Below are 26183 nucleotides of genomic sequence, written 5' to 3' on the forward strand. Positions count from 1 at the left end.
TATTCGGGTTAGAGCGCCGAAAGAGATCGCCGGCGAAGCCGTAACCCGAGAAATTCGGGTTAGAGCGTCGGCGGTCTGGGAAGGCAAACTCAACCAGACATCAACGAGGTGAGGAATCATGAGAGCGCTTGTAATCGAAAAGCCGCATCGCGCGGTTGTCAAGGAAGTTCCCGACCCGGTCGCGGGAGCGGGAGAGGTCGTCATCCGCGTGGAGCGGGTCGGCGTTTGCGGGACGGACTTTCATATTTACGAAGGGGAGTTCCTGTCTCCTTATCCGATCATTCCGGGGCACGAGTTCTCGGGCACGATTCACGAGCTCGGGGAAGGCGTCGAAGGCTTGCATGTCGGCGACCGGGTCACGGCGGATCCTTCGCTGTTCTGCGGCCGCTGCGTTTATTGCCTGACCAACCGGGGCAACCAATGCGAGGATTGGGGGGCGCTGGGCAACACCGCGGACGGCAGCATGGCCGAATACGTGAAAGTGCCCGTCCGGAACGTCGTGCGCATCCCCGATGCTATGTCTATGGCGACCGCCGCGTTCATCGAGCCGATGGCTTGCGTCGTTCATGCGATGAACCGGCTGCAGCTGCAGGCGGGCCATTCCGTCCTGCTGTTCGGCGCCGGGGCGATGGGCTTGCAGCTCGTGCAATCCCTGACCCGCCTCGGGGCTTCCCGGCTGACGGTCGTCGACGTGTCGGACCGCAAGCTGGAGCTCGCGCGGACGCTCGGCGCGACCGAGGCGGTGAACGCACGGAACAAAACCGCTTTGAATGGCCGCAAGTTCGACGTCGTCGTCGATGCGACGGGCATTCCGGCGGTCATCGAGGAAGCCATGACCTATCTCGGCAAGACAGCCAAGTATTTGCAATTCGGCGTCACGCCGAAGGACGCGCAAATCCGTGTCAACCCGTTCGATATCTACCATCGGGATTGGACGATCCTCGGGTCGATGGCGATCAACCATACGTTCCTGCCTGCTTTCGAGTGGGTCAAGGAAGGACGCGTTCAACTGGAGCCTCTCGTCTCCAAAGTCATCGCGCTGGAAGAAACGCCTGATTTTCTAGCCAAGCCGAAGGATCCGGAGCTTCTCAAGGTACAGATTCGGATCGGGTGATCGTTCAATCGCGATGCGAATAGGGGGGACCGCTGACATGGTCGCCTGCAATTTCGAGCATGAACGCAAGCTGAAGATTTGCTTTATCGGCGCGGGGAGGTCATCCGTATCGCAATGCGTATCCGACGTTCCAGGACGAACCGGTCGATTTCGCCGGATGGAGCCTTGCCGCATGATCATCGCCTATTCGTCGCCGGACCGGCAGACGATCGGTGAAGGAGATGGGAGGAAAGGACATGAACCGAAGAACGAATTGGAGAAAAGCCGCGACGGCGTTATCCGGCTTGATGCTCGCCGTTTCGCTGGCGGCTCCCGCCTCGGCCGAGACGGCTGCCTCATATTCGAGCCCATCGGATTCGAGCCCGGCGGATTCCTCCGCGCACGAGCTGATCGGGACCAAAGCGACGAAGATCGCCAGGGTAACCGGGGCGACGCCCGACGGGGAGACTCTTCCGAACCCGAACAAAACCAATAGCCGCTACGCTCTCGGCGGCACGGATCTCGGCATCGTCTGGGACGCTACGACGGATCCGGCGCATCCGAAGGTCATGATCGCGTTCGGGGATTCGTTCGCCGGATGGAGCGGCAACGGCGGCGGAGGCACGGGCTGGAGAGGCAACTTGCTCGCGCTGTCGGAGGACCGGGATCTCGGGGAAGACTTGAAGTTCTCGTCCATGATCACGGACCCGGCGTCGCCGGACTTCGCCAAGGAGATTATCCATTCGGACCACAATACGGACGGCAACAGCGATTTTACGGCGATTCCGACCTCGGGCGTATCCGTCGGCGGCAGGCATTATATCCATTACATGCAAATCCGGAACTGGGGCGCGAACGGAAGATGGAATATCAACTTCAGCGAGATCGCGTACTCGGACGACGAGGGTCAAACCTGGACGAAGTCGGGAGTCCGATGGGGGGCTGACAGCAAGTTCGGGCAAGCGGCTTTCCTCAAGGACGGCGGCTTTGTCTACATGTTCGGAACGCCGGCAGGACGGTTCGACGGCGCTTACCTTGCCAGGGTTCCGGAGGCGGACGTTCTCGCGAAGGAGAAGTACGAATATTGGAACGGGTCGGACTGGATCGCGGGCGACGAATCGGCGGCGGCGAAGGTCATCGTCGATCCGGTGGGCGAGCTGTCGGTCGCTTACAATTCCTACTACGGCAAGTACATCATGACGTATTTGAACGAGGATCGCGCGGCGATCGTCCTTCGCAGCTCCTCCGAATTGACGGGCGGCTGGTCGGGCGAATCGGAGATCGCCACGGGAGACGAGTACCCGGCGCTTTACGGCGCTTTCATTCATCCGTGGAGCCTGCAGGGCAAAGACTTGTATTTTCTCATGTCGCAGTGGGTCCCGTACAACGTCTTCCTCATGCATTCCACGCTGGAGATCGGCAGCCCGGCGACGAATGAGATCGCGGATCCTTCGTTCGAGAGCCAGGAGGCGGATTCGCTCTCGTCGCCTTGGATTTTGGAGAGCGGCAAGGGAGGCGTCGACCGGAACCATTCTTTCTCCCGCGGAGGCGCGAACAACGTCTTCCTGAGGAACGATGCCGGCTGGAACGGGATCAAGCAAACCGTGCCGGTCACCCCGAATACCGAGTACGAGCTGACGGGCTTCCTTCGGACGTCCCAGAACAATAACGCGGGCTACTTCGGCGTGAGGGCTCCGGACGGGACGATCTTAAAGGAGCTCCAATACGGCAGGCTCGACAACTATACCGGTCAATCGGTCCGCTTCAACTCCGGCCCACACGATTCGGTGACGGTGTTCACGGGTTTCTGGGCGAACGGGGATACGTGGGTCCAGGCGGACGACTACAGTCTTCTTGCCATCGATTCGGTCCCGCCGGTTATCTCCTTGAAAGGAGACGCATCCGTCGAAATTCCTCTCGGCGGCACGTTCGAGGATCCGGGAGCGACGGCGACCGACAATCTGGACGGGGATATCTCGCGGAAGATAACGGTGGAAGGATCCGTGGACACTTCCCTTGTCGGAACGTACACGATAATCTATCATGCGGCCGACACGGAGGGCAACGCGGCGACGCAGGTCAAGAGGACGGTCCGCGTGACCGGCCCTGCATACTCCGTCCAGAATGCGGTCTTCAAGGATAAGTCCGGCAACGTGCTCCGCGAGCTACCGAAGAAGGGCATGGTCCTTGCGACCGCCAATATCCGAAGCTTCACGTCCTCGCCGGAGCCGATCACGCTCGTTCTGGCGTTGTACGACAAGCAAGGAGAGCTGCGGAACGTATCCGCGGTTACGCAATCGGTAAGCCCCGGGGCGACGGAGACGTTCGCCGGGGGGTTCATGATGCCGGGAGACAACTCGGGGTACACGGCGAAGCTGTTCGTGGCCGAATCGATGGATGGCCTCGAGCCGCTCTCGAACGTGGCGAGCCTGAGTCAGAAATAACGGGAGCGGAATAGTCGACGGAGGCGGTTCCTTGGCGGGACTGCCTTTGTCGATCCAAGCTTGGATTCTATTATTCATAAAATTCGGGAGGCGCAAAAATGAGGACGGAAGAAGAGACGATGAGAGGAAACGGACAAGAAAACCATGCGCGTTCATTCGGGCGAACCTATCCCGGAAGCGCGACGGAAGCCGCGTTTCCGCTGGGCGGCATAGGCACGGGCAACGTCTCGCTCGGCAGCCGCGGCGAGCTGAGGGATTGGGAGATCTTCAACGCGCCGGCCAAAGGGACGACGATGCCGAATACGTTCTTCGCGATCCGGGTTCAGCCGGAAGGCGGTGAAGCGATAACCAAGGTGCTGGAGTCCAAGCTGCAGCCGCCGCATTCGCTCTCTCACGGCTTACACCCGCTGTCGGCGGGCGGTCTGCCGCGAATGAACCGGTCGGAGTTGTCCGGCGCTTACCCGGTCGTACGGGTGACGTTCGAGGACGATAAGCTTCCCGTTCGCGCCGAGCTGGAAGCCTATACGCCGATGATTCCGCTGAACGCGGACGATTCCGGCGTTCCCGGCGCCTATCTGACGTATCGGATCACCAACGCTGGCGACCGGCCGGCCGAAGTCGTCGTATGCGGCTCGCTTATCAATCCGATCGGAGGTTTAACGTACGACAAGTTCGGCAATCTGCACCCGGAGATGCCCTGCGGCCGGAACGTCAACGAGTTCCGCCGGGAGGAGTCGTTCTCCGGCCTATATCTAAGCTCGCGCAAGTGGGAGCCGGGCGACTTGAAGTTTGGCAATCTCGCGCTCCTGACGACCGGCAGCAACGTGACGTTCAAGAGAGCTTGGCTGCGAGGCGCCTGGTACGATTTTCTCCAGGAGTTCTGGGACGACTTCACGGCGGACGGAAGATTGACCGATCTCGGCTACGAGGAGCCGTCGGAGGAGCACCGGACCGATACCGGCTCGATCGGCATCATCGAACGGCTGGAGCCCGGAGAGACGAAGGCGTTCGAATTCGTCCTGGCCTGGTACTTCCCGAACCGGATCAACGGGTGGTACGACGACGTACGGGACACGAGACCGGGGCAGGAGACCGCACGGAACCGCTACGCGGCGCGATTTTCCAGCGCGTGGGATGCCGGCGCGTACTTGATCCGGAACCGGGCGCGGCTTACGGAGGGAACGTTCCGTTTCCGCGACGCGCTGTTCGGCAGCACGCTACCTGAGCCGATCGTCGACGCTTTGGCCGGCAATATGCCGGTGCTTCGCAGCACGACCTGTTTCCGGCTGGAGGACGGTTCTTTCTTCGGCTACGAGGGCACCTTCGACGACTTGGGCAGCTGCGACGGCACTTGCACGCATGTCTGGAATTACGCGCAGACGCTGGCGTTCCTTTATCCCGAGCTGGAACGAAGCATGCGGCGGACCGAGTTCCTGGAGGAGACGGACGAATCCGGGAAAATGGAGTTCCGGGCGAGGAAGCGCTTCGGCTGCGAATGGATTTGGGGAGGCAAGGTCGCGCCGGCTGCCGCCGACGGGCAGCTAGGCTCGGTCATGCGGCTTTACCGGGAATGGAAGCTCTCCGGCGATGGCGGCTTCCTGAAGGAGCTGTGGCCGCACGCCGAACGCTCCGTTCGGTTCGCCTTCAGCCAGTGGGACACCGATGGCGACGGAGTGCTGGATGGGGAGCAGCATAACACGTACGACATCGAATTTTACGGGCCGAATCCGCTGACTGGGTTTATGTTAATCGGCGCTTTGAAGGCGTGCGCCGAAATGGCGGCATATCTGGGCGAAACGGAGGCCGCAAAGCGTTATGCGAGTCAAGCTGCGGCAAGCGCCGAACGTCTTGCCGAACTGACTTGGAACGGCGAATATTTCGTGCAGAGACTGGACGACCCTGACCGCCACAAGTACCAACACGGACTCGGATGCTTGTCGGATCAACTGCTCGGCCAGCAGCTCGCGCATCTGTACGGACTCGGCGACCTGACGGACGGGGAGAAGCTGGGCAGCGCCATTCGCGCCGTTTACCGCCACAATTACCGCGCCGACTTCTCCGATCATTCGAATTGCCAACGCACCTACGCGCTGAACGACGAGAAAGGGCTGCTGCTCTGCTCGTGGCCGAAAGGAGGCCGACCGAAGCTGCCGTTCGTCTATTCGGACGAGGTGTGGACGGGTATCGAATATCAGGTCGCGACGGAATTGATTTACCAGGGAGCGATGGAAGAAGCGTTGACGGTCGTCGCAGCCGTGCGGGAGCGCCAGAACGGCTTCCGCCGCAACCCGTGGAACGAGGTGGAATGCGGCCATCACTACGTCCGCTCGATGGCGAGCTGGGGGCTGCTCGTCGCGATTAGCGGCTTCGAATTCGACATGGCGCACTGCCGCATGAGCTTCGCCCCGGTTCTGAACCGAGACGACTTCAACTGCTTCTGGAGCACCGGCAAAGGCTGGGGCGTTTATCGGCAATGGAAGGACTGGGAGAAGGGCGGATTGCGGTTCGAGGTCGAGGTGCTCGGCGGCGATTTGAGCGGAACGGAAGTTTCGGCTTGCGGCTATACAATTACTCTATAGAAGGAAGCGAGTATGAATCATGCCATTACATCCTGCCGTTTACGACAATCTGCCGCTCGGCAGCATTAAACCGATGGGCTGGCTGAAGGACCAGCTACTCATTCAGGCGGACGGCTTCACCGGCCATCTGGAGGAGCACTGGCCCGACGTCGGGCCGGATAACGGGTGGCTTGGCGGATCCGGCGACAGCTGGGAGCGAGGCCCCTATTACTTGGATGGATTGCTGCCGCTCGCATACTTGCTGGAGGACGAGAAGCTGATCGCCAAGGCGAACCGGTGGATCGAGTGGACGCTGTCCAGCCAGAGGGAGGACGGCGGCTTCGGACCGACGTTCATTCACACGGCGAACCAGGAGGTCGACCGCCGGGAAGACTGGTGGCATTACATGATCATGCTCAAGGTTCTGATGCAGCATGAAGAGGCGACCGGCGACGCGAGAGTCGTTCCTTTTCTAATCAAATACATGAGTTACGTCCACGGCCGAATCGAAGCGCATCCGCTCGACGGTTGGGCCAAGACGCGGGGCGCGGAGATGCTTCTGTGCGTGATATGGCTGTACAAGAGGACGTCCGAATCGTTCCTTCTCGAGCTCGCAGACATCGTAGCCAAGCAGACGACGGACTGGACGGCCATTCTTCGCGACTTCCCGTTCTGGCGCAAAGTGGAGCACTGGGATTGGCGAACGCACGTCGTCAACGTGGCGATGGGCGTCAAGACGCCAGGCGTCCTGCATGAGCTGACGGGAGATCCGAAGCAGCTTGAAGCCGCGAAACGAGGCATCGCCAGCTTGATGGTCTATCACGGGCAAGCTCATGGCATGTTCTCCGGCGACGAATGGCTGTCGGGGACGCACCCTTCGCAAGGAGTCGAGTTGTGCGCCGTCGTCGAGTATATGTTCACGATGGAGCAGCTCGTTCGGATATTCGGCGACGGTCAGTTCGGGGATATTCTCGAGAAGGTGGCGTTCAACGCGCTCCCCGCGGCGATCTCGACGGATTGGACGTCGCATCAGTACGACCAGCAGGTGAACCAGATCGTCTGCAACGTGGCGAAGAGGGATTGGAGTAACAACGAGGAAGCCAACCTGTTCGGCCTGGAACCGAACTTCGGCTGCTGTACCGCCAACATGCATCAGGGCTGGCCGAAGCTGGCTTCCCATGCTTGGATGGCGATTCCGGACGGAGGGCTGGCGGCGGTCAGCTACGTTCCGTGTCTCGTGACGGCTGCCGTAGGCTCAGGCGCCAGGCTTCGAATGGAGGTCGTCGGCGCCTATCCGTTCCGGGAGACTGTCGAGATTCGGATCGGTCTGGATCGTTCCGAACCGTTCGCCATCGATTGGCGAATTCCGGCTTGGTGCGAGCGTCCTTCGCTGCGGGTGAACGGGGAGTCGGTCGAGCTTGACGTGTCCCAAGGCTTTGCCAAGGTCGATCGGGTCTGGAAGGATGGGGACGTCGCGCTTCTGACGCTTCCGATGGACGTCAAGAAGAGCGTCTGGGGCTCGTATGCCGTCAGCGTGGAACGGGGGCCGCTCGTTTACGCGCTTCCGATCGGGGAGAACTGGCAGATGCTGAAGACGAGAAGCCGGTTCCACGATTGGGAGGTGTACCCTTCGACTCCATGGAAGTACGGCTTGCTGGAAGAAGCGGAATGCCGGGCGATCGAAGCTCCCGTTCCATACCAACCGTTCGATGCCCGGCAAAGCCCGGTCCGAATCTTGACGGCGGGCAAGCTCGTCCGGAACTGGCGGATGGCGGGCAACAACGCCGACGCTCCCCCGCTCGTGCCGGATACGGAGGACCAGCCGGCCGTCGAGCTTGAGCTCGTTCTTTATGGAGGAGCCAAGCTGAGAATCGGCGAATTCCCCTCAATACCAAACAAAAACAATTGAGAGAGGCGAAAACGAATGAACTCTTTTAACGGATTGAATATGGGCTTGGGCAATTTGGCGAGGCTGTCGGACGCGAAGACGCGATCGATCAGTCCCGAGAACTTCACCGGTGAGAAGGGCAAGGGCGGCATGGCGACGGAGGGAACGGGAAGCCACGCTTCCCGCGAGCTGGGCGTCGGCTGGAAGGTGTCGCCTTCCGTCGAGATCGAGCCGGGCGCGACGTTCGTCATGGGCGAGATTCAAGGGCCGGGGGCTATTCAGCACCTGTGGCTGACCTGCTTCCCGACGTTCTGGCGGAACCTGATTCTTCGAATCCATTGGGACGGGGAAGAGCAGCCTTCCGTCAAAGTGCCGGTCGGGGATTTCTTCTGCAACGGCTGGCAGGAGCGGTGCGACGTAAACTCGCTGCCGGTCGCCGTCAACCCGGCGGGCGGCATGAACAGTTACTGGCAAATGCCGTTCCGCCAATCGGCCCGCGTCACGATGGAGAATCGAGCGCCCGAGAAGGCTGTCCTTTACTATCAGATCGATTATACGCTTACGGAGGTTCCGGACGATGCGGCTTATTTCCATGCTTCGTGGCGCAGGACGAATCCGGTTCCCTATAAGGAAACGTTTACGATATTGGACGGCGTGAAGGGCAAAGGCCATTACGTCGGCACCTATCTCGCCTGGCAGGTCAACAACAACGGCTGGTGGGGCGAAGGGGAGATCAAGTTCTACTTGGACGGCGACGGCGAATATCCGACGATCTGCGGCACGGGAACCGAGGATTACTTCGGCGGCGCGTGGAATTGGGAACAGCCGCAAGGCACTTATCGGACCTATTCGACGCCGTATCTCGGGATGCATCAGGTCATCAAGCCGGACGGCTTATACCGGAGCCAGCAGCGGTTCGGCATGTACCGTTGGCACGTAATGGACCCGATCCGGTTCGAGAACGACCTTCGGGTGACGATCCAGGATCTCGGCTGGCGCTCCGGCGGCCGCTACTTGCCGCAGATGAGCGACATCGCCGCCACGGCGTTCTGGTATCAGGCGGAGCCGCACGCGCCGTTCTCCGCGATTGCCGGCAACGACGGGCGGGAAGTCATCTAAATACAGGTTCATCCATTGATCCGTGGACGGCGAGGTGATACTGTGGGAGGAGAGAGAGCATTCGACAAGCCCGTACGGGCGATCGGGATTACGGAGGAGCCGATGGATAAGCATACAATCTACCATATCGCCGAGCGGGTAGGCGTCTCCCCCTCTACCGTATCGCGGGCGCTGTCCGGGCGGGGCTATTGCGGCGAGAAGACCAAAGAGAAAATCCTCAAAGCCGCGCAAGAGATGAACTACGCTCCCGACAGCGCCGCCAAGACGCTGAAGATGCGGCGGACCCGCAAGATCATTTTCGCCGTGCCCGATATTTGCAATCCGTTCTACTTCGACATGATCAACGGGATCAATCAGGTGCTGGAGGAATACGGTTATCTGATGATCCTTATCTATACGAAGCACAGCCTGGCGGAGGAATTGAAAGCGATTCAGAACTTAAGGGAGAAAGTCGCGGACGGCATGATCATGGTCAGCTTTAACTTCTGCGAGGAGAACATCCGGGCCATCAACGCGCTCAAGGCGCCGGTCGTGCTGACGAATCAATACGTTTCGCCTGCCGGGCAGGACCGGTTCGATTACGTCTACGTCGACACGTACGCGGGAATTCGTCTAGCCACCGAGCATCTGATCGGCCAGGGAATCGGGTCTATCGCGTACGTCGGCGGAAGCTTGGGCGAGCAGACGGGTTACCAGCGCTTCTGCGGGTACCGGGAAGCGATGCGGGACGGCGGTTTGCCGATGGACGACCGCTATGTCGCCGAATCGGATTACACGGAGCGGGGCGGTTACCTGGCGGCGAGAAAATGGCTCGAGCGGCGGGACCGGCCCGAAGGCATCGTGGCGGCCAACGATCTGATGGCCATCGGCGTCATGAAGGCTTGCGAGGAAGCGGGACTCCGCATTCCCGAGGATGTCGCGATCGTCGGCATGGACAACTTGGATATCGCTTCGAGAGTCTATCCGAAGCTGACTTCGGTCGCGCTTTTGCAGGAGGAGATTGGAAGGCAGGCGGCGACTCTGCTGATGAGGCGGTTGGAAGGCCATCCCGTCGCAAACGGCGGAGTCAAGCTGGTGCCGCGCCTCGTCGTGCGGGATTCGAGCGTGCGGCCGGTTCGCGAATGAACGGGTTTCGGCTCGGCAAGTGGACGCTCCAGAGGAAAATGACGCTTCTTCTCGTGCTTTTTATTTTGCTGCCGCTTCTCGTGTTCGGTTATTCGTTCAACGGCAGCTCCGGCCGGTTCGTGGCCAAGCGGACGGACCAGGAGACAAGCCAGGTCCTCAACTTGGTAAAGCAAAACGTCGATCAGATGCTGAAGGAATACGAGACGCAGCTCAAGACCATATACGATAACGAAGAGGTTATCGCCGAACTCAGCCGGATTGACGGCCTGAGCGGAAGCCCAAGCGGCGGTAATTCCGAGACGGTTAACCGCTTCCTGAGAAATTTCCTCCGCGGCAAAGAAGACTTGGATTCGATCTATCTCTACACCTCGGACGGGCAGACGTACTTCGCGGACTTCAAAGGGTCCAACTTCTTCTTGTCGCAATTCGGCCAGCACCCGGAATGGCAGCGTACGGTGGAAGCGGCCGAAGGCCGGGCGGTATGGCTTCCGACGTACGAATTGCCGTCCAACCGTTATTTGCCGCAGGCGACCCATTATTTCCTGATCGGCATGCAGGTGAAGGACGTGACCGAGTCCATGCAGACGCTCGGCTCGATCTATATGAACGTGAAAATTTCGGCGTTGGACCGGCTCGTAAAGGAAGTGAACGTTAGCCCGAACGGAATTCTGCTGCTGGCGGACGGTATGGGCCATCTCCTGTGGAGCCGCAATCCCGAAGCTTACGGAGTGAAGCTCTCGGACATTCCGTTCTACCGCGAATTGCTTGAATATATGGAACCGTTTACAAACCAGGAGCTGAACGGCGAGCTTTATCGGGTCGGCTACGTCCAGTCGTCTTACAATAACTGGCTCTATCTATCGCTTATTCCTCAATCGGACATGACCGCGCAGTCCCGCGATCTTCGGCAGTTTCTTCTGGTTACGCTAATCGCGTTCGGCGGCTCCTTCCTGTTGCTAGCCTGGTTGACCTCCCGCTATATCACGAGGCCGGTCCGGCAGATGGCGCGGGCGATGAAGCAGATCCATAAGGATAATATGGATATCCAACTGCAAACGACTTCGGCCGACGAGATCGGACTGCTGCAAGCCGCCTATAATGGCATGCGAGGCCGCATCGCGGATCTCATTCAGGAGGTTCGCATCGTCTCGGGCAAGGAGAAGGAGGCGGAGATTCGGGCTTTGCAGGCGCAGATCAATCCGCATTTCGTCTACAATTCGCTCGACACGATCAATTGGATGGCCATCGAGCGGGAGCAGACGGACATCAGCGAGATGATCGCCGCTTTAAGCGACATCATGCGGTATGCGATACGCTCCGGCGGACCATGGGTCAAGCTCGAGGAAGAGCTGAAGTGGGCTAACGACTATGCGTATCTGCAGAAAATGAGGTTCGAGGACCGATTCGGGATCACGTTCGATACCGACCCGTCGCTGCTCTCTTTAAGAGTCCCGAGACTATTCCTCCAGCCCTATCTCGAGAACGCCATCCTGCACGGGATGGAGAACGTCGAGGAGGGGGGCCAGATCGCCGTATCGATCTCGGAGGACAAGTCCACCGGCGGCATTCGGGTCGTGATCGCCGATAACGGTAACGGGATTCCGCAGGAGGAGCTTCAACAGATCATGCTCCGGAGAAGCAAAGGGATCGGCATCTACAATCTGGACGATCGGCTGAAGCTGGAGTTCGGAGCCGAATACGGCGTATCGATCCGCTCTTCTCCCGAGGAAGGAACCGTCGTCGAGATCGTTCTGCCCAGGCTGTCTTGATCGAACGAGACACCGACCTAATCAGGCAACTATCACCGGAGGTAAACCTATGTATCGAGCGATCATCGTGGACGACGAGCCGAGAATTCGCAGAGGCCTGACTTCTCTCATTCCCAAGCTGGATCCGGAATGGAGCGTGGCCGGAGAGGCCAAGAACGGAATGGAGGCGTTGGACCTTGTCCGTAAGGAGATGCCCGATCTCGTCATCACCGACATCCGAATGCCCAAGATGAACGGATTGGATCTGCTCAGCGCTTTGAAGGAGTATCCGGTTCGCGTCGTCATACTGTCGGGTTACGGTTACTTCGAATACGCGCAGACAGCCGTCAAGTTCGGAGCGTTCGACTACCTGCTCAAGCCGGTCAAGCCTCCGGAGATCAAGAGCCTGCTGCAGCGCGTGAAGGAACGGCGGGGAGCGGATGAAGCATCGGCGAAGCCGGCTCGGGACTCCCTGAATTATTCCAAGTGGTGGAAGGATTGGCTGCTCGAAGAGGAGGATGCCCGGAGCTACGAGGACAAGCTGAAGTCGCTGCTGCCGGCCGAAGCGGAGGAGCTTCAACTGTTGGCCGTCGAGATCGACCGATACGAGGAGTTGATCGGGGAAGATCAGTGGGGAGACAAGCAACTGGTCGCGTTCGCGGTCCGCAACGTCATTCAGGAATTGGCGGCCGAGAGTCGGGAGTCCGAGCTGCTGCCTTTATTCGCGAGCGGTCCCCGGATCTTGTATCTGACCGTCGGGAAGGCGCTAAACCCGGATGCGGCCCGCATATTGATCGAGAAAGTAGGCAAATGGGTGAAAATCTCGATCTCGATCGGACTGAGCGGAACGACGAAGGATTTCCGGGAACTTCCTGCCTTGTTCCGACAAGCATCGGAGGCGCTTCGGGACAAGTGGATTCGCGGCGAAGGCATCGCCAGTCTCTACGAGGACGGCGCGAATATCGCCCGCGAAGCGCTCGGTTATCCGGTAGAGCTGGACGAAGCGATCTGCCGGGAATTGCGCGCCGGAGATCCGGACAAGGCGCTGGAGGGATTGGAGCGGTTTCTTCTCGAAGTCGCGAGCGTGAAGCAGTCCTACCCTATTTTCCAACGGTTCGCACTTCAACTGCTTTCTTCCGTTTACCGCATCGTTTACGAGAACCGGATCGATGACGCGGCGAATAAGGGAATAATCCGTCCTCAGGAGCTGTTCCGAAGGGAATTCTCCGTGGAAGAGTACAGGCTCTTCATGACGGAATGGTTCGTCGCCATCGCCGAAGCCTTGGAATGGAGACGGAAGCAGAGGAACAACCGAACGATCGAGAAGGCGATCGAGTTCATCCGCGGACAGTATGCCAGGGACATCTCGCTGGAGGAGGTCGCTCATCAAGCCGGCATGAGCAGCAGCTATTTCAGCACTTTCTTCAAGCAGGAGACGGGAGATAACTTCGTCGAGTATTTAACGCGGCTGCGAATCGAGAAGGCCAAGGCGCTGATGACGGATGCGGAGCTGCGCCTGTACGAGATCAGCCGGTTGGTCGGCTACCAGGATGTCAAATACTTCTCCAGGCTGTTCAAGCGGCATGTCGGAGCGACGCCGGCCGAATACCGGCAGTTCTTCTATCGAAAGGAGGAGGGAGACGGGTGAAAAGGGCAATAAAAGCGTTGGCGCTCCTCCTCGCCGGGTTCATGCTGGTTACGGCGGGCTGCGGCAGCGCCGTGACCAAGTCCGTCGGTCCGGATGTCTCCAAGCTGCTTGAAGCGCCGAATACGAAGGCCGATGGCGGCAAGATCGTCTTGCGGCTGTGGACGTTCCACCAAGCGATGGAATACCATTTCTGGACTTGGCTGGCTCAGCAGTACGAGAAGGACCATCCGAACATCGAGATCCGGATCGAATACGTGTCCAGCGACGACTACTTCTCCAGCACTCGTCTGCTGTCCTCGTTCGCTTCCGGACAGGGGCCGGATTTGTTCTTCGTCTCTTCCGCTACGATAAGAAGATTCGCGGATGCGGGCTTCCTGTATCCGTTAACGGACTTATTTACGGCGAAGATTCGGGACGATTTCTATCCGGCGGCGCTGGATAACGTGACGGTTGACCAAGAAATTTATGCAGTCCCGTTCGAGATGGAGCTGCTCGGTCTGTTTTACAACGAACGAATGTTCAGCCAACATCGCCTAGATCCGCCCGAGACTTGGGAAGAGATGATGCGGGACGCGGAGCTGCTTCGAACCCCCGATATCAGCGGATTGACCATCGAGACGTACGACGGGGTGTTCAAAAATTTCTCATGGCTTCCGTTCCTATGGCAGACAGGAGGCAATCTGCTGGCCGAAGACGGCAGCCGATCGGCGCTATCCGGGTCGCAGGCGGTCAAGATGTACGGCTTCTTCCGCGACATGGTAGAGCGGGGACTGCTCAATCTCCGTCCTTCGCGCCCGACGACGGACATCGGCATTCTGGCGAACGGAGAGACGGCGATGCAAGTCAGCGGGACGTGGAACATTCGCATGCTCGAGACGGAATTCGCCGATCAGCCGATCGGCGTCGTGCCTCTTCCCGTTCCGGAAGGAGGACAGCCGGCGACCATTGCCGGAGGATGGAAAATGGCCGCGAACCGACAGAGCGAGCATGCGGAGGAAGCCGCGAAGTTCGTCATGTGGGCGTTCGCCGGCGATCCGGGCATTCCCCTCAAGTGGGTTAGCGACGTCAAGTTCGCCTATCCTCCTCGTAAGTCGGTGATGGAGGCAGGCATCCAAAATTACCGCAAGGGGCTCCGCGTGGTGTTTACCGACCGAGTCTTCGGAACGGAACGGGAGGAGCCTCAGCTTCCGGAGGAGATCAACCGGATCTTCTCCGATACGATCCAGGAGATGCTGTTCGGCGACATCGCTCCTGAAGCGATTGTTAGCAAAGCGGACAAGGCGATCGGGAACGCGCTGGCGCAGCCTTGAAATCGTCCACCCATCGTAAATATTTCCCGTTATGGAGATCGGCCCAAGTGGATTACACTTGGGTCGAATTCATTTTGAAAGGGGTTACAGACGATGGGCAAAACTTGGAAGGGGATTGGGATCGCGGCGGTCTCGTTGGCGCTCATGCTGCAAATGGCGTGCGGCAACTCGAACGACGGCGGCAATGGCGGCAAGAACGAATCGGCATCCGCGCAGGCTTCCGGTTCGGAGAACGGCGGTAAGAAAGTGAAGCTGAAGTTCTGGGACTTCCATACCGAGAAAGAGGAAGAATTCTTCAAAGGGCTCGTAGACGAGTACAACAAGAGCCAGGACGACGTGGAGATCGAATATTCGACTTACAACCAAACGGATTACACGTCGACCAAGCTCCCGACGGGTTTCGCCTCCGGAGACGGACCCGACATCTACATGATCAGCCCCGGCGACTTCATGAAGTTCGCCAAGTCCGGACTGATGGCGGATTTGACGCCTTATTTCCCCGAAGGAGCGAAAGAAGACTTCCTCCCGGCTTCCCTCGACGCGGTCACGGTCGACGGCAAGATCATGGCGCTCCCATACGAGCTGGAGCTGCTCGGGCTTTACTACAACGAAGTCATGCTGAAGAACGCCGGCGTCGATGTGCCGAAGACATGGGATGAGCTGTACGAGGCCGCCAAGAAGCTGACTACGAACAAGGTGGCCGGGCTGGTTATTCCTCCGGACAAAGGGGCGTATCTCAACTTTGTATGGTATCCGTTCCTGTGGCAGCAAGGCGGCAACGTGCTGAACGCCGACGGAACGCAGTCCACCTTCCATTCGCCGGAGACCGCCAAGGCGCTGGACTACTGGGGGAGATTCTTCAAGGAAGGCCTGTCTCCGACGAAGCTGCAGAACGGCCCGACGGAGATCGATAACCTCGGCAGCAAAGGAGCGGCCATGCAAATTGCCGGAACGTGGGCCATCACCCGGGCGGAAGAAGTTTTCGGCGACGTGCCGATTAACGTAGCGCCGCTGCCGATTCCGGAAGGCGGTCAAGCGGCGACGGACGCCGGCGGCTGGAAGTTCGCGGTCAACGGCAAGAGCGCCCATGCGGAGGAAGCGGCGAAGTTCGTCATGTGGGCGTTCGCGGAGGATCCGGCTCGCGCCCTGAAGTGGTGCACCGAGGTGAAGTTCGCTTACTCCCCGCGCAAATCCGTCGTCGAGCAAGGCAAGGCGATTTATAACCAAGGAATGCGCAAAGTGTTCACGGAGCAAATTTACGACTCGGCCATTCCGGAGCCGCGGTACCCTTCCGAGGTTCTCGACGTTGTCGGCGACGCGATTCAGAACGTGATGTTCGGCAAGTACGACGGAGCCAAAGCGGCCGAGGAAGCGGATGCCAAGATCAACGAGGCGTTGAAGACGGCCAACAAATAAGAAAAACGGCGGGAACCCGGGGCTGGAGCTTGCGAAAGCCGGCCTTCCATTCCCATCCCGCCGATGGGAGGGAGTACGTTGACTCCGAAACGAATCAGCGCGAGAACGAGGAATGAATGGGTTACGGCATACGGATTTTTGCTTCCCAATCTGATCGGTTTGTTCGTGTTCGTGTTCGTACCGATCGTTTACGCGTTATATGTCAGTCTCCACGATTGGAACGCGCTTAACCCGAAGGCGTTCTCGGGACTCGATAATTATCGAAAGCTTCTTCATGACGACCAGTGGTGGAGTTCGATCCGGATCACGCTCACGTTCAGCGTCATCTACGTTCCGTTACTGTTCGTTTTGTCTTTGCTCTCGGCCTTGCTCATGAACGCGCTGCGGGGAAGGACGAAAGGAGTCGCCCGCACGCTGTTCCTGCTTCCGTTCGCCGTCACCTCCGTCACCTCGGCGGTTATCGGCATGTTCATGTTGGACCCGCGGAACGGGGTAATCAACCGTTTGCTAGGCCTGATAGGAATCGGCCCGCAGCCATTCCTAGGCTCTACTTCGCAAGCGATGCTAAGCATCATCGGGGTTATTCTATGGATCAATATCGGATATAACATGATCATCTTCCTGTCCGCCATCAAGGAGATTCCCCGGGATTATTACGAGGCGGCGGGGATGGACGGGGCGACCGGGTGGAAATCGTTCCGCTTTATCACCTTGCCCCTGCTCCGAGAAACGAGCACCTTCATCTTGATCGTGACGACGATCGGATCCTTCCAGGCTCTCGATCAGATTCTCGTGATGACCAAAGGCGGACCCGCCAACGCGATGGAAGTGAGCGTATTGTATATATTCAAGCAAGGATTCGAATTGCTTAACATGGGCTATGCCGCGTCGCTCGCCTTCGTGCTGTTCCTGATCATATTCGGATTATCGTTAGTCCAATTGAAGCTGTTCTCCAACCGGAACTGAGAGAAGCTTCGGCCTGTGGGGTGAAACCGTGAAAGTATCCAACCGAATCGTTATGCCGGCCGTCGCGCTCGCGCTCGGCTTCGGCATGATTTTTCCGATATACATGATGATAATTAGCTCTATGCGCTCGGAGACGACGGTGTTCGCCTTCCAGCTGCTGCCGGTCGAATTCCGCTTCTCCAACTTCGCGGAGGCATGGTCGGACTCGGGGCTTCCCCGCTCCATCGCGAATTCGCTGTTCGTCTCCGTCACGGTTACCGTCGTCGCCATGGTTTTCCATGCCATGTCCGGTTATGCGTTAGCCCGTCTGAGGTTTCCCGGCCGGAGGTTCGTCTTCGCCTGGATGCTCAGCACGATGATGGTACCGTTCTCGATCATCCTGCTTCCTTTGTATCTCATAACGAAGGAGTTGGGGATGGCCAATTCCTATTGGGGGCTGATCGTGCCCTCCATATTCAATGCTTACGGCATTTTCCTGTTCCGGCAGTTTTACCGCGATTTTCCGAAGGAGCTGGAGGAAGCGGCTTACATGGAGGGGCTCAGCTTGGCCGGCACGTTCTTTCGAATCGCGTTTCCTTTGTCCGTGCCTATTATCGTTCCGCTGACAATCGGATTTTTCCTTGCCAATTGGAATTCCTATTTATGGCCTCTCATTATTACGCAGGACGAGAAGCTGTGGGTCGTTCAGCAAGAGCTGGCGCACCTCGCGGGCGGGGGTTACTTTACGCCGTGGAATATCGTGCTGGCCGCCGCGGTTATCGCCGCGATCCCGACTTTCGTCTTATTCTTCATCGCGCAGCGCTATTTGGTGGAGGGCATCAAGATGAGCGGCATCAAGTGAAACCGGGCACGAAGGGCGATTAGGCGTATTTGGCCGGATATGTATGATATTTCGACCTTAAGAAGAGTAAACCGGCGGGTTTGCAACGAACACGAGGCTGTCCCATAAGTCATCCAATTGACTTAGGGACGGCTTTTTTTACGCGATCAGGACCGGATTTGGGATTGCGCCATTAATTTGCTCAGCTTCTCCTCGGTACGGGTGTTGGAATCGGGAGTATAGACGCTGCACCGCAGATCCGAGCTGCCATGCACGGTAAGCGAGGTGAGATGGAATTGCATCTTGCCGGCCTTGGCGTGCCGGAACTCGATGACCATCTCGGGCGCCGAGCTCACCTTGCTCTCTTCCCACAGCCGGTTGAAGTCGGGGTCGAGCTCGCGCATCTCGTCGAGAAACCGCCCGTACCATTCGTCGTCCACGTATTCGCCGTAATACGAACGGAAGATCGAGAGGAAGTCGCTGACGAATCGCTCCCAGTTGACCGCAAGCCTCCGGAATTCCCGGCGCTCGAACAGAAGCCGGATCAGGTTGCGCTTCTCGGGCGGAAGGAGCTCGAAATCCAGGAAAATATGCGAAGCCGCTTCATTCCAGCCGACGATCTGGAAGTGCCGGTCCGAGACGATCGCGGGGCAGGAGGAGAGCTCCTTCAGGATATGGCGCAGGGAAGCATCGATGCGCGTAGGTTCCAACGGCCGAGGGGCCGCGAAGCCTCCGGACTCCATCGCCAGCGAATGCAAATACTTGCGTTCGTCGTTCGTAAGCTTCAGCGCGCCCGCGATGGATTCGAGAACGGCCGCGGATACTTGAATATCCCGGCCTTGCTCCAGCCACGTATACCAGGTCGCGCTCACGCCGGCGAGCTGTGCCACTTCTTCCCGGCGAAGGCCCGGAGTGCGTCGGCGCCCTCCTTCGGGCAGCCCCACGTCCGAGGGCTTTAGCTTGGCGCGTTGCGTTTGGAGAAAGGCGGACAAAGCCTGTAATCGGGCGGATCGATTCATCGTTGTTGTCTCCTTTAACGGTTACGGGGTTCACCCAAAGTGTTGCCTGGTGTTAATTATACTAGGATAAATGACAACTTGTAATAGGATATCCTCTATGCCATGCTATATTCATAGTCAGCTATTAAGAGGAGGTACTAAACGATGGAACGAGTCGTCATTACGGGATTGGGAGCGATATCCCCGCTGGGCAACGATGCGGATTCCATGTGGAAGCGAATGGTCGCGGGGGAATCGGGCATTCGGGAGATAGAGGATTTCGACGCGAGCGAATTCAAGACGAGAATCGCAGGCACCGTTCGCGACTTCGACGCCGAAGGCTTATTCGGGAAGCGAGAAGCGAGAAGAATGGATCGGTTCACCCAATTCGCGCTTGCCGCGGCGCAGATGGCCTGGGACGACTCCGGGCTGGAAGCGGAGAAGACGGATCTCGAGAGGCTGGCCGTCTACGTCGGTTCCGGAACGGGAGGCATCCGCACCCTGCACGAGCAGGAGACCGTGCTTAGAGAGCGCGGGCCGGATCGGGTCAGCCCGCTGCTCGTCCCGATGATGATCTCGAATATGGCCGCGGCTTCGATCAGCATTCGGTTCGGGGCGATGGGTCCGTCCATGTCGCCCGTCACGGCCTGTTCGATCGGCAATACGTCGATCGGCGAGGCGTTCCGTCTCATCCGTCTCGGGATATCCGACATCGCGTTCGCGGGCGGGGCCGAAGCGGCGATTACGCCGATCTCGCTGGCGAGCTTCGGCAACGCGACTTCGTTGTCGACTCGCAACGAAGAGCCGGCGAAGGCGAGCCGTCCCTTCGACGCTAACCGCGACGGCTTCGTGATGGCCGAAGGCGCGGGAATCTTGATCCTGGAGTCGCTGACCCACGCCCGCAAGCGCGGAGCCCGCATTTATGCGGAGGTGATCGGTTACGGCGCCAGCTCCGACGCCTATCATATGGTGGCGACCCATCCGGAAGGCTACGGCGCCTATCTGGCGATGCGATCCGCGCTGGCCGAAGCGGGAATCGAGGCGAAGGACGTCGACGTCATCAGCGCGCATGCCACGAGCACGCAGCTCGGGGACCGTTCGGAGACGCTGGCCATCAAGCGGCTGTTCGGGGAGCGATCCGGCCGGGTCCCGGTTACGGCGAACAAATCGATGCTCGGCCATCTGCTCGGAGCTTCGGGAGGCGTTGAAGCGATCGCTCTGGCGAAGAGCCTGCAGGACGGCGTGATCCCTCCGACGATCAACCTCGAGAACCCCGATCCCGAATGCGATCTGGACTATGTGCCGAATGTCGCGAGGGAAGCGAAGCTTCGGATCGGGATGTCTAACTCGTTCGGCTTCGGCGGGCATAACGCGGTTATCGTGCTGAGCAAAATGGATTCGGATAACTAAGAGACGTTCGGCGGCGGAGGAAGGGGCTGTAGGGGAATCCATTCCGCAGGTGGATGCTGGAATTTTGCCGATCCGCGTCCCTTTCTCTTCCTCCTTAGCCCATCCAATGGTATGATAGGGCTAAGGAAGGTGCTATTCATGACGACAAGCCAAGACAATGTGAAAGAACAAGAAGAAGCGGAGAAAGCCAAAGAACAATTGAAGGAGCTCGTGAACGCCCTTCATCATAACGGAATCGTGGCCCTGCAGTCCCAATTCGAAGATTGCAAGGTCGACGGCCAGGCGACTCAGCACAACGTGTACGGTCCGATGTTCACGTTCCGCGTTACGAAGGAGAATGGGAACGCTTACGTTTGCGGATTTTTCCTGCGCGAGCTGTTGACCACCTTCCAGACGCGCCCGAACCCGGCGTTATGGATGTCCTCTTTCTTCGTGGATCTCATGAAGTCTCCGGAAAGCGTCCTGCTGCCCCGTCCTCCGCAGAACGAAGACGAAGCCAAAGCTTTGATGGACGGCAAGATTCTGCCCGGTTGCTTCGGCGCGATCAAGGAAGAGTTCGATCCGGACGAGATTTATTCCGGACTGGACATTCACCCGGAGCACGGTCCGGTGCTGGAAGCCGGCTTCCCGAGGTACAAGGACGGCAACAACGTCGTCGCGATGCCTCTTCATCTGCTGCTTGCCCACTTCCTGATGAATCGCGATCCGTCCGACCTGATCATCGACGGCCTCTACCGGATTCTGGAGGAGCAGGAGAAAGCCGAAAGCGAACAGCCTCAAGCGTAATAAGGAACAGAGCAATGACGGTATCCGGATGCTTCCGGGTACCGTCGTTTTGCGTACGGCGAACCTTCATCTTCGGTTTACCCTGGAGATACCTGGATATACTAGAGCTTTATCGATAAGTAAAAAAGCTCGAAAGGGGAAATCGACCGAATGAAATGGCTTAACGCAGCGGCAACGCTCCTGTTCTCGGGAGCCGCCTTGCTCGCGAATTTTGGAAGCGGGGACGATCTTGGCGCAGCGAGCGTGGCCGGATTCGATCCGATGCCGGGATCCGGCGTACATGCGCATCCGTCCGCGAGTTTGGAGACGGAGGAAGAGAAAGGGATGCTCGCTTCCTGGACTTGGACCGAAGGAACGCCGAGCGCGGAACGCCCTGCCGAGCTTGTCATTCGATTAAAGGATCGAAGCGGGAAGCCGATCGACGATCTTCAAGCCAATCACGAGAAGCTTATGCATCTGATCGCGGTAAGCGAGGATTTGGAGCAATTCCGGCACTTGCACCCCGAATACGAGGGAGAGGGAGTCTTTCGGATCGCCCTCTCGTTTCCGACGGGCGGGAAGTATAAGCTGTATGCGGATTTCATGCCCGCTGGCCATCGCGAGCTGATCCGAACCGCGGAGGTCGAAGTGGACGGAGGGGCAGAAGAGACGGCGGCGGAGCTGTCGCCAAGCCGTTCGCTGTCGGAATCTATGAACGGGGTCGAGATTACGCTGAGTGCGGGACATTTGATGGCCGGAATGCCTACGACCTTAACGTACACGTTCCGGGACAAGAAATCGGGCAATCCCGTTCGCGATCTGGAGCCGTACTTGGGGGCCGTCGGCCATGTGATCGCGATCGGCGAAGGAGCGGGGACGTACCTTCACGTCCATCCGATGAACGAGAAGACGGCCGGTCCTCAGGCGGTGTTCTCGGCGACTTTTCCCAAGAGCGGCATGTACAAAATATGGGGGCAGTTCCAACGGGGCGGGGAACTCATGACCGTTCCCTTCGTGCTTCGAATTCCATAACCGCAATAGCGGAACCTCGTATAAAAAGGGCCGTTCGCAATGGTCAGCACGACTCGGGCGAGCGGCTCTTATTTATATCCATAGTAAGAGCGGAAATAAAATATAGAATCAGAACTAGAGCGAAGAGGTTAAAAACGCTCGGAACAGAAGCTATGGCAAGGTAAAGTCCGTACGGAAGCGACCATGCGAACGAGATAAACATCAGTAGGCGATTGCGGAGCCACGAGCTCAAGAGACCGAGGATCGCGGAACCAATCAGCATAAGCGAGACGATGAGAACCGTGCTAGGGCTGGCTTTCAGTTCGGCGTACGGATTCCAGAACAGAAAAATAACGCACAGGGCCAGGCTGCTTGCGGAAGCGGCCACTCCCGTAAGAGAAATTCGCATTCGCATTCGCATGATCCGCACAAGACCTCCTTAGCGCCGATATATCCTCATTTTACAAGATTTCATAAAAAAGATCCGTCTCGGCCGACGAAAGGACGGGAGACGGATGAAAGTCTGGCAACGAGATTATCCGCAAGCCGGATAAGGGATCACGTCGGACACTTCCGATAATGGATAATGGAAGGTAGCGAATTGCGTCTGATACAAATACTGCAGCAGGTAAAGCTGGCCGTTGTTGACGTTGCAAAGAATTCCGGAGGCGCCTTGGCCGTTCCGGAGGGACACCCCGACGGGCCTGCCCATGAAATACATCGCTTTCTGTTGCACGGTCACTGCGCTGCCGGACGGCTGCTGTTGCTGGCCCTGATTCGCGAACGGCGTTAGCATGGCGGGCAATCCCTCCTGTGAGATTATCTGGGTTATTGTATGCGAGCCGCCCGCCATCCGGTCAATCGTCCCGACACTTTCTTCCCGGTAGAAGCTTGACTCGGATCGATTAACGTCGGATAATGGCTCAGGCATCTAACGTACGGAGGCATGAACACATTGAATCGATATCCTTTTGAATACGAGAAGTCGAAGCCGTTCCTTCAGCAGGTGGGGGAATGGGTAGCCGACGTTTTTTACGACATTTTGCCGGAAGCCGGATTCGAGGTTCGCGACGAGCAGATCTACATGGCTTATCAGCTGGAGAGAGCGTTCGCGGACAAGGCGACCATCTTCGCCGAAGCGGGGGTAGGCACCGGCAAAACCCTCGTCTACCTGCTTTACTCGATCTGCTACGCCCGTTACACCGGGAAACCGGTCATCATCGCCTGCGCCGACGAATCTCTCATCGAACAGCTCGCGAAACCGGAGGGGGATCTGGCCAAGCTGGCGAAGCACTTGGATCTGGCGATCGACGCGAGACTGGGCAAGTCGCCGGACAAGTACCTCTGCCTGGTGAAGCTGGACCAGGCCAGGGAGAAGGACGCGGAGGCCGAGCTGTTCGAGAGCGTCGCCGCGGAGCTGCCGGGCTTCGTCTACCGAAGCGCCGCGATGCAATCCTTCCACGCGTACGGGGACCGCAAGCAATTCCCTCATCTGAACGATGAGCAATGGGAGCGGATCAATTGGGACCCGTTCCAGGATTGCTTCGTCTGCGACCGTCGCCATCGCTGCGGACAGACGCTGTCGCGCGACCATTATCGCGGTTCCGCCGACCTGATCGTCTGCTCGCACGACTTCTATATGGAGCACGTATGGACCTACGAGAGCCGCAAGCGGGAAGGCCAGCTGCCGCTTCTTCCGGAGCATAGCGCGGTCGTATTCGACGAGGGTCATCTTCTGGAAGCCGCGGCGCAGAAAGCGCTCACGTACCGCTTGAAGCATTCCGTCTTCGAAGCGTTGATCACTCGGATGCTCGAAGGCGAAGTGCGCGAATCGCTCGCTCTGAGCATCGAGGACGCGCTGCAGCGAAGCGACGCCCTATTCCATCTGCTGGAGAAGACGAGCGTTGAGATCGCCGGCTCGGATCGCCTCCGAATCCCGGTCGACGACGCTCTGCTTAAGGAGATCGGGCTGTTCCGCAAGGCGCTGGACCGGGTGGAAGAAGAGCTCGTCTTCGAGAGCGAGCTGTACACGCTGAACGACTATCATCTCAAGATCGTCGAAGAGCATCTGGAGATGATGCAGCGGGCTCTCGTCCTCTTCGCGCGAAGCGAGCCGCCGATCTGCTGGGCGCAGGACAGCGCGGAAGGGCTCACGCTGGTTATCATGCCGAGAGCGGTGAAGGAGGTTCTTCGCGAGAGAGTATTCTCGCAGAGAATGCCCGTCGTCTTCTCGTCCGCGACGCTGTCGGCAGGGGGTTCCTTCGACTACGTGGCGGACAGCCTGGGCATCGACAAGTACCTGTCGTTCCGCGTCGATTCCCCTTACGAGTACGAAGAAAAGATGGAGGCCCTTGCCGTCCGGTGGGCGGGCAAGCCGTCGCTCGACGAGAAAACCCGCAAGGCGATGGAGCTTATCCGCCGCACCGACGGAAGGGCGCTGCTGCTCTTCCCGTCGAAGGAAGAGCTGGGACGGTTCAAGAGGGCCGGCGAGGAAGCTAGGCGTTACGTCGACTATCCGTTCTACTTCGAAGGAGAGAGGGAGATCAGCGACCTCATCTCCAGCTTCCAGAATGACGAACGAAGCGTGCTGGCGGCCGTTACCCTATGGGAGGGATTGGACATCCCGGGGCCTTCCCTGTCGAACGTGATCGTCTGGACGCTGCCTTGGCCTCCGAACGATCCGGTATTCGAAGCCCGAAGGAACGCCTCCGGCAACCCGTACGCCGAAGTGGACCTGCCTTACATGCAGCTGAGACTGCGCCAAGGCGTCGGACGCCTCATCCGCACCCGCGAGGACCGCGGAATCGTCGCGCTTCTGGATGAAAGGCTTACGGAATCCGAGGAGCTGCGATCGGTGGTGCAGGAGCTTCTTCCGGCCGGGGTTGAGCTTCGGCTTGAGCAGTAGGATCAGGGAAGCGTACAACGCGTTATGGTTGGGACGGCGCAGGAACATGATAGTCTCGACCCGCCGTTCGTGCCGATTTGTTCTTGGCTTCCGATTCCAATACAATATAAGGGATTGGCATGGGAGCTTAGAGCCCGTTAAACAGCAACGAACGGAGAGATTGGATGAATACATTCCCGGTAGCGCAGCTTAAGCAATTCAGAGACGAAATCACTCGCTTCATGATGCTATACAAATTCGCACTCGCCGAGCTGGAGACGAAGGTAGAGATCCTTCAGGAGGAATTCCAGCTGCTGCACGATTACAATCCGATCGAACATACGAAGTCGAGACTGAAGTCCCCGGAGAGCATCCTGAACAAAATCCGACGCAAAAACTGCATGTTCAGCCTGCCGGAGATCCGCCGGAACATCAAGGACATCGCAGGGCTTCGCATTACGTGTTCGTTCATCTCGGACATTTACCGCATTCGGGACATGCTCCTGTCGCAGAGCGATCTGACCCTGATCGAGGAGAAGGATTACATCGAACGGCCGAAAGGCAACGGATACCGCAGTCTCCATCTGCTCGTCGGGGTCCCGGTATTCATGTCGGACCGGGAGGAGCAGGTGTGCGTCGAGATTCAGATCCGCACGATCGCGATGGATTTCTGGGCGAGCCTGGAGCACAAGATCTATTACAAGTACGAGGAGACGGTTCCGAGCCGCTTGACGGAAGAGCTGAAGGAAGCCGCCGAAGCCGCGTTCTATCTGGATAAGAAGATGGAGAGGCTGCAGGACGAGATCAGCCAGATCAAGTCGGAGAGGGAAGACGAGCTGGAGCTGAAGCTAGGTCAGCTTCTAGGGCAAGCGGCTCCGCTTCAAATCTCTCCGGAGCTGCTGAGGCTGTTCTCCGGCAGCGAATAAAGCCGATTCCGGGCGGATAGAACCGCTGATAAGCGGCAACACTGTTTATCTATT

Annotated in this window: 19 protein-coding genes; 17 read left to right on the plus strand and 2 right to left on the minus strand. The window is 58.5% G+C overall.

Annotated elements, in window-relative coordinates; genetic code table 11:
- The first annotated feature begins 118 nt into the window (after positions 1-118).
- From H7B67_RS22510 to H7B67_RS30965, 12 genes are all read left to right on the plus strand, one after another.
- A complete protein-coding gene (locus H7B67_RS22510) occupies positions 119-1114 on the plus strand; it encodes a zinc-dependent alcohol dehydrogenase family protein (protein WP_185122108.1) in 996 nt (331 codons plus the stop codon).
- Positions 1115-1350: 236 nt separating this feature from the next.
- Entirely contained in the window at positions 1351-3537 is a 2187-nt protein-coding gene (locus tag H7B67_RS22515) for a DUF4185 domain-containing protein (protein WP_185122109.1), read from the plus strand.
- 98 nt (positions 3538-3635) lie between these two features.
- Positions 3636-6116 carry a GH116 family glycosyl-hydrolase gene (locus H7B67_RS22520; protein WP_209649169.1) on the plus strand — a complete coding sequence of 827 codons (2481 nt, stop codon included), beginning with the start codon at positions 3636-3638 and terminating at the stop codon, positions 6114-6116.
- Positions 6117-6135: 19 nt separating this feature from the next.
- Positions 6136-8004: a beta-L-arabinofuranosidase domain-containing protein gene (locus tag H7B67_RS22525; protein ID WP_185122110.1), complete on the plus strand. Its 1869-nt coding sequence runs from the start codon at positions 6136-6138 to the stop codon at positions 8002-8004.
- Positions 8005-8019: 15 nt separating this feature from the next.
- Entirely contained in the window at positions 8020-9102 is a 1083-nt protein-coding gene (locus H7B67_RS22530) for a glycoside hydrolase family 172 protein (protein WP_185122111.1), read from the plus strand.
- Between the two features lie 102 nt (positions 9103-9204).
- Entirely contained in the window at positions 9205-10227 is a 1023-nt protein-coding gene (locus H7B67_RS22535) for a LacI family DNA-binding transcriptional regulator (protein WP_185122112.1), read from the plus strand.
- Entirely contained in the window at positions 10224-11996 is a 1773-nt protein-coding gene (locus tag H7B67_RS22540) for a cache domain-containing sensor histidine kinase (RefSeq protein ID WP_185122113.1), read from the plus strand. The genes H7B67_RS22535 and H7B67_RS22540 overlap by 4 nt, the downstream gene beginning before the upstream one ends.
- Positions 11997-12045: 49 nt before the next feature.
- Positions 12046-13623 (plus strand): response regulator, encoded by a 1578-nt coding sequence (locus tag H7B67_RS22545; RefSeq protein WP_185122114.1) that lies wholly within the window; start codon positions 12046-12048, stop codon positions 13621-13623.
- The gene (locus H7B67_RS22550; protein ID WP_185122115.1) at positions 13620-14933 is read left to right on the plus strand and encodes an extracellular solute-binding protein; all 1314 of its coding nucleotides are present in this window, start codon (positions 13620-13622) and stop codon (positions 14931-14933) included. The genes H7B67_RS22545 and H7B67_RS22550 overlap by 4 nt, the downstream gene beginning before the upstream one ends.
- Positions 14934-15026: 93 nt before the next feature.
- On the plus strand, positions 15027-16349 hold the full coding sequence (locus H7B67_RS22555; protein ID WP_185122116.1) for an ABC transporter substrate-binding protein: 1323 nt from the start codon (positions 15027-15029) through the stop codon (positions 16347-16349).
- 78 nt (positions 16350-16427) lie between these two features.
- A complete protein-coding gene (locus tag H7B67_RS22560; RefSeq protein ID WP_209649168.1) occupies positions 16428-17315 on the plus strand; it encodes a carbohydrate ABC transporter permease in 888 nt (295 codons plus the stop codon).
- A 28-nt stretch (positions 17316-17343) separates the two neighbouring features.
- A complete protein-coding gene (locus H7B67_RS30965; protein ID WP_185122118.1) occupies positions 17344-18156 on the plus strand; it encodes an ABC transporter permease subunit in 813 nt (270 codons plus the stop codon).
- Between the two features lie 146 nt (positions 18157-18302).
- Here the strand turns inward: H7B67_RS30965 and H7B67_RS22570 are convergent, their stop codons facing one another.
- A complete protein-coding gene (locus tag H7B67_RS22570; protein ID WP_185122119.1) occupies positions 18303-19154 on the minus strand; it encodes a helix-turn-helix transcriptional regulator in 852 nt (283 codons plus the stop codon).
- Positions 19155-19298: 144 nt separating this feature from the next.
- Here H7B67_RS22570 and fabF point away from each other — a divergent pair, with 144 nt between their 5' ends.
- The 3 genes from fabF (at position 19299) to H7B67_RS22585 (ending at position 22340) form a co-directional block, all read left to right on the plus strand.
- Positions 19299-20543 (plus strand): beta-ketoacyl-ACP synthase II, encoded by a 1245-nt coding sequence (gene fabF, locus H7B67_RS22575; protein WP_185122120.1) that lies wholly within the window; start codon positions 19299-19301, stop codon positions 20541-20543.
- A 138-nt stretch (positions 20544-20681) separates the two neighbouring features.
- Positions 20682-21329, plus strand: a complete 648-nt coding sequence (locus H7B67_RS22580) for a hypothetical protein (RefSeq protein WP_185122121.1) — start codon at positions 20682-20684, stop codon at positions 21327-21329.
- Between the two features lie 150 nt (positions 21330-21479).
- Positions 21480-22340, plus strand: a complete 861-nt coding sequence (locus H7B67_RS22585; protein WP_185122122.1) for a hypothetical protein — start codon at positions 21480-21482, stop codon at positions 22338-22340.
- Between the two features lie 514 nt (positions 22341-22854).
- On the opposite strand, the gene H7B67_RS22590 is transcribed toward H7B67_RS22585, so the two are convergent.
- On the minus strand, positions 22855-23040 hold the full coding sequence (locus tag H7B67_RS22590; RefSeq protein WP_425353888.1) for a hypothetical protein: 186 nt from the start codon (positions 23038-23040) through the stop codon (positions 22855-22857).
- 234 nt (positions 23041-23274) lie between these two features.
- Between H7B67_RS22590 and H7B67_RS22595 the strand changes: the two genes are divergently transcribed.
- Positions 23275-25224, plus strand: a complete 1950-nt coding sequence (locus tag H7B67_RS22595) for an ATP-dependent DNA helicase (RefSeq protein ID WP_185122123.1) — start codon at positions 23275-23277, stop codon at positions 25222-25224.
- 164 nt (positions 25225-25388) lie between these two features.
- A complete protein-coding gene (locus H7B67_RS22600; protein WP_185122124.1) occupies positions 25389-26129 on the plus strand; it encodes a GTP pyrophosphokinase in 741 nt (246 codons plus the stop codon).
- The last annotated feature ends 54 nt before the right edge of the window (positions 26130-26183 follow it).

Source organism: Cohnella thailandensis, from assembly GCF_014212135.1.
Taxonomy (GTDB): Bacteria; Bacillota; Bacilli; order Paenibacillales; family Paenibacillaceae; genus Cohnella; species Cohnella thailandensis.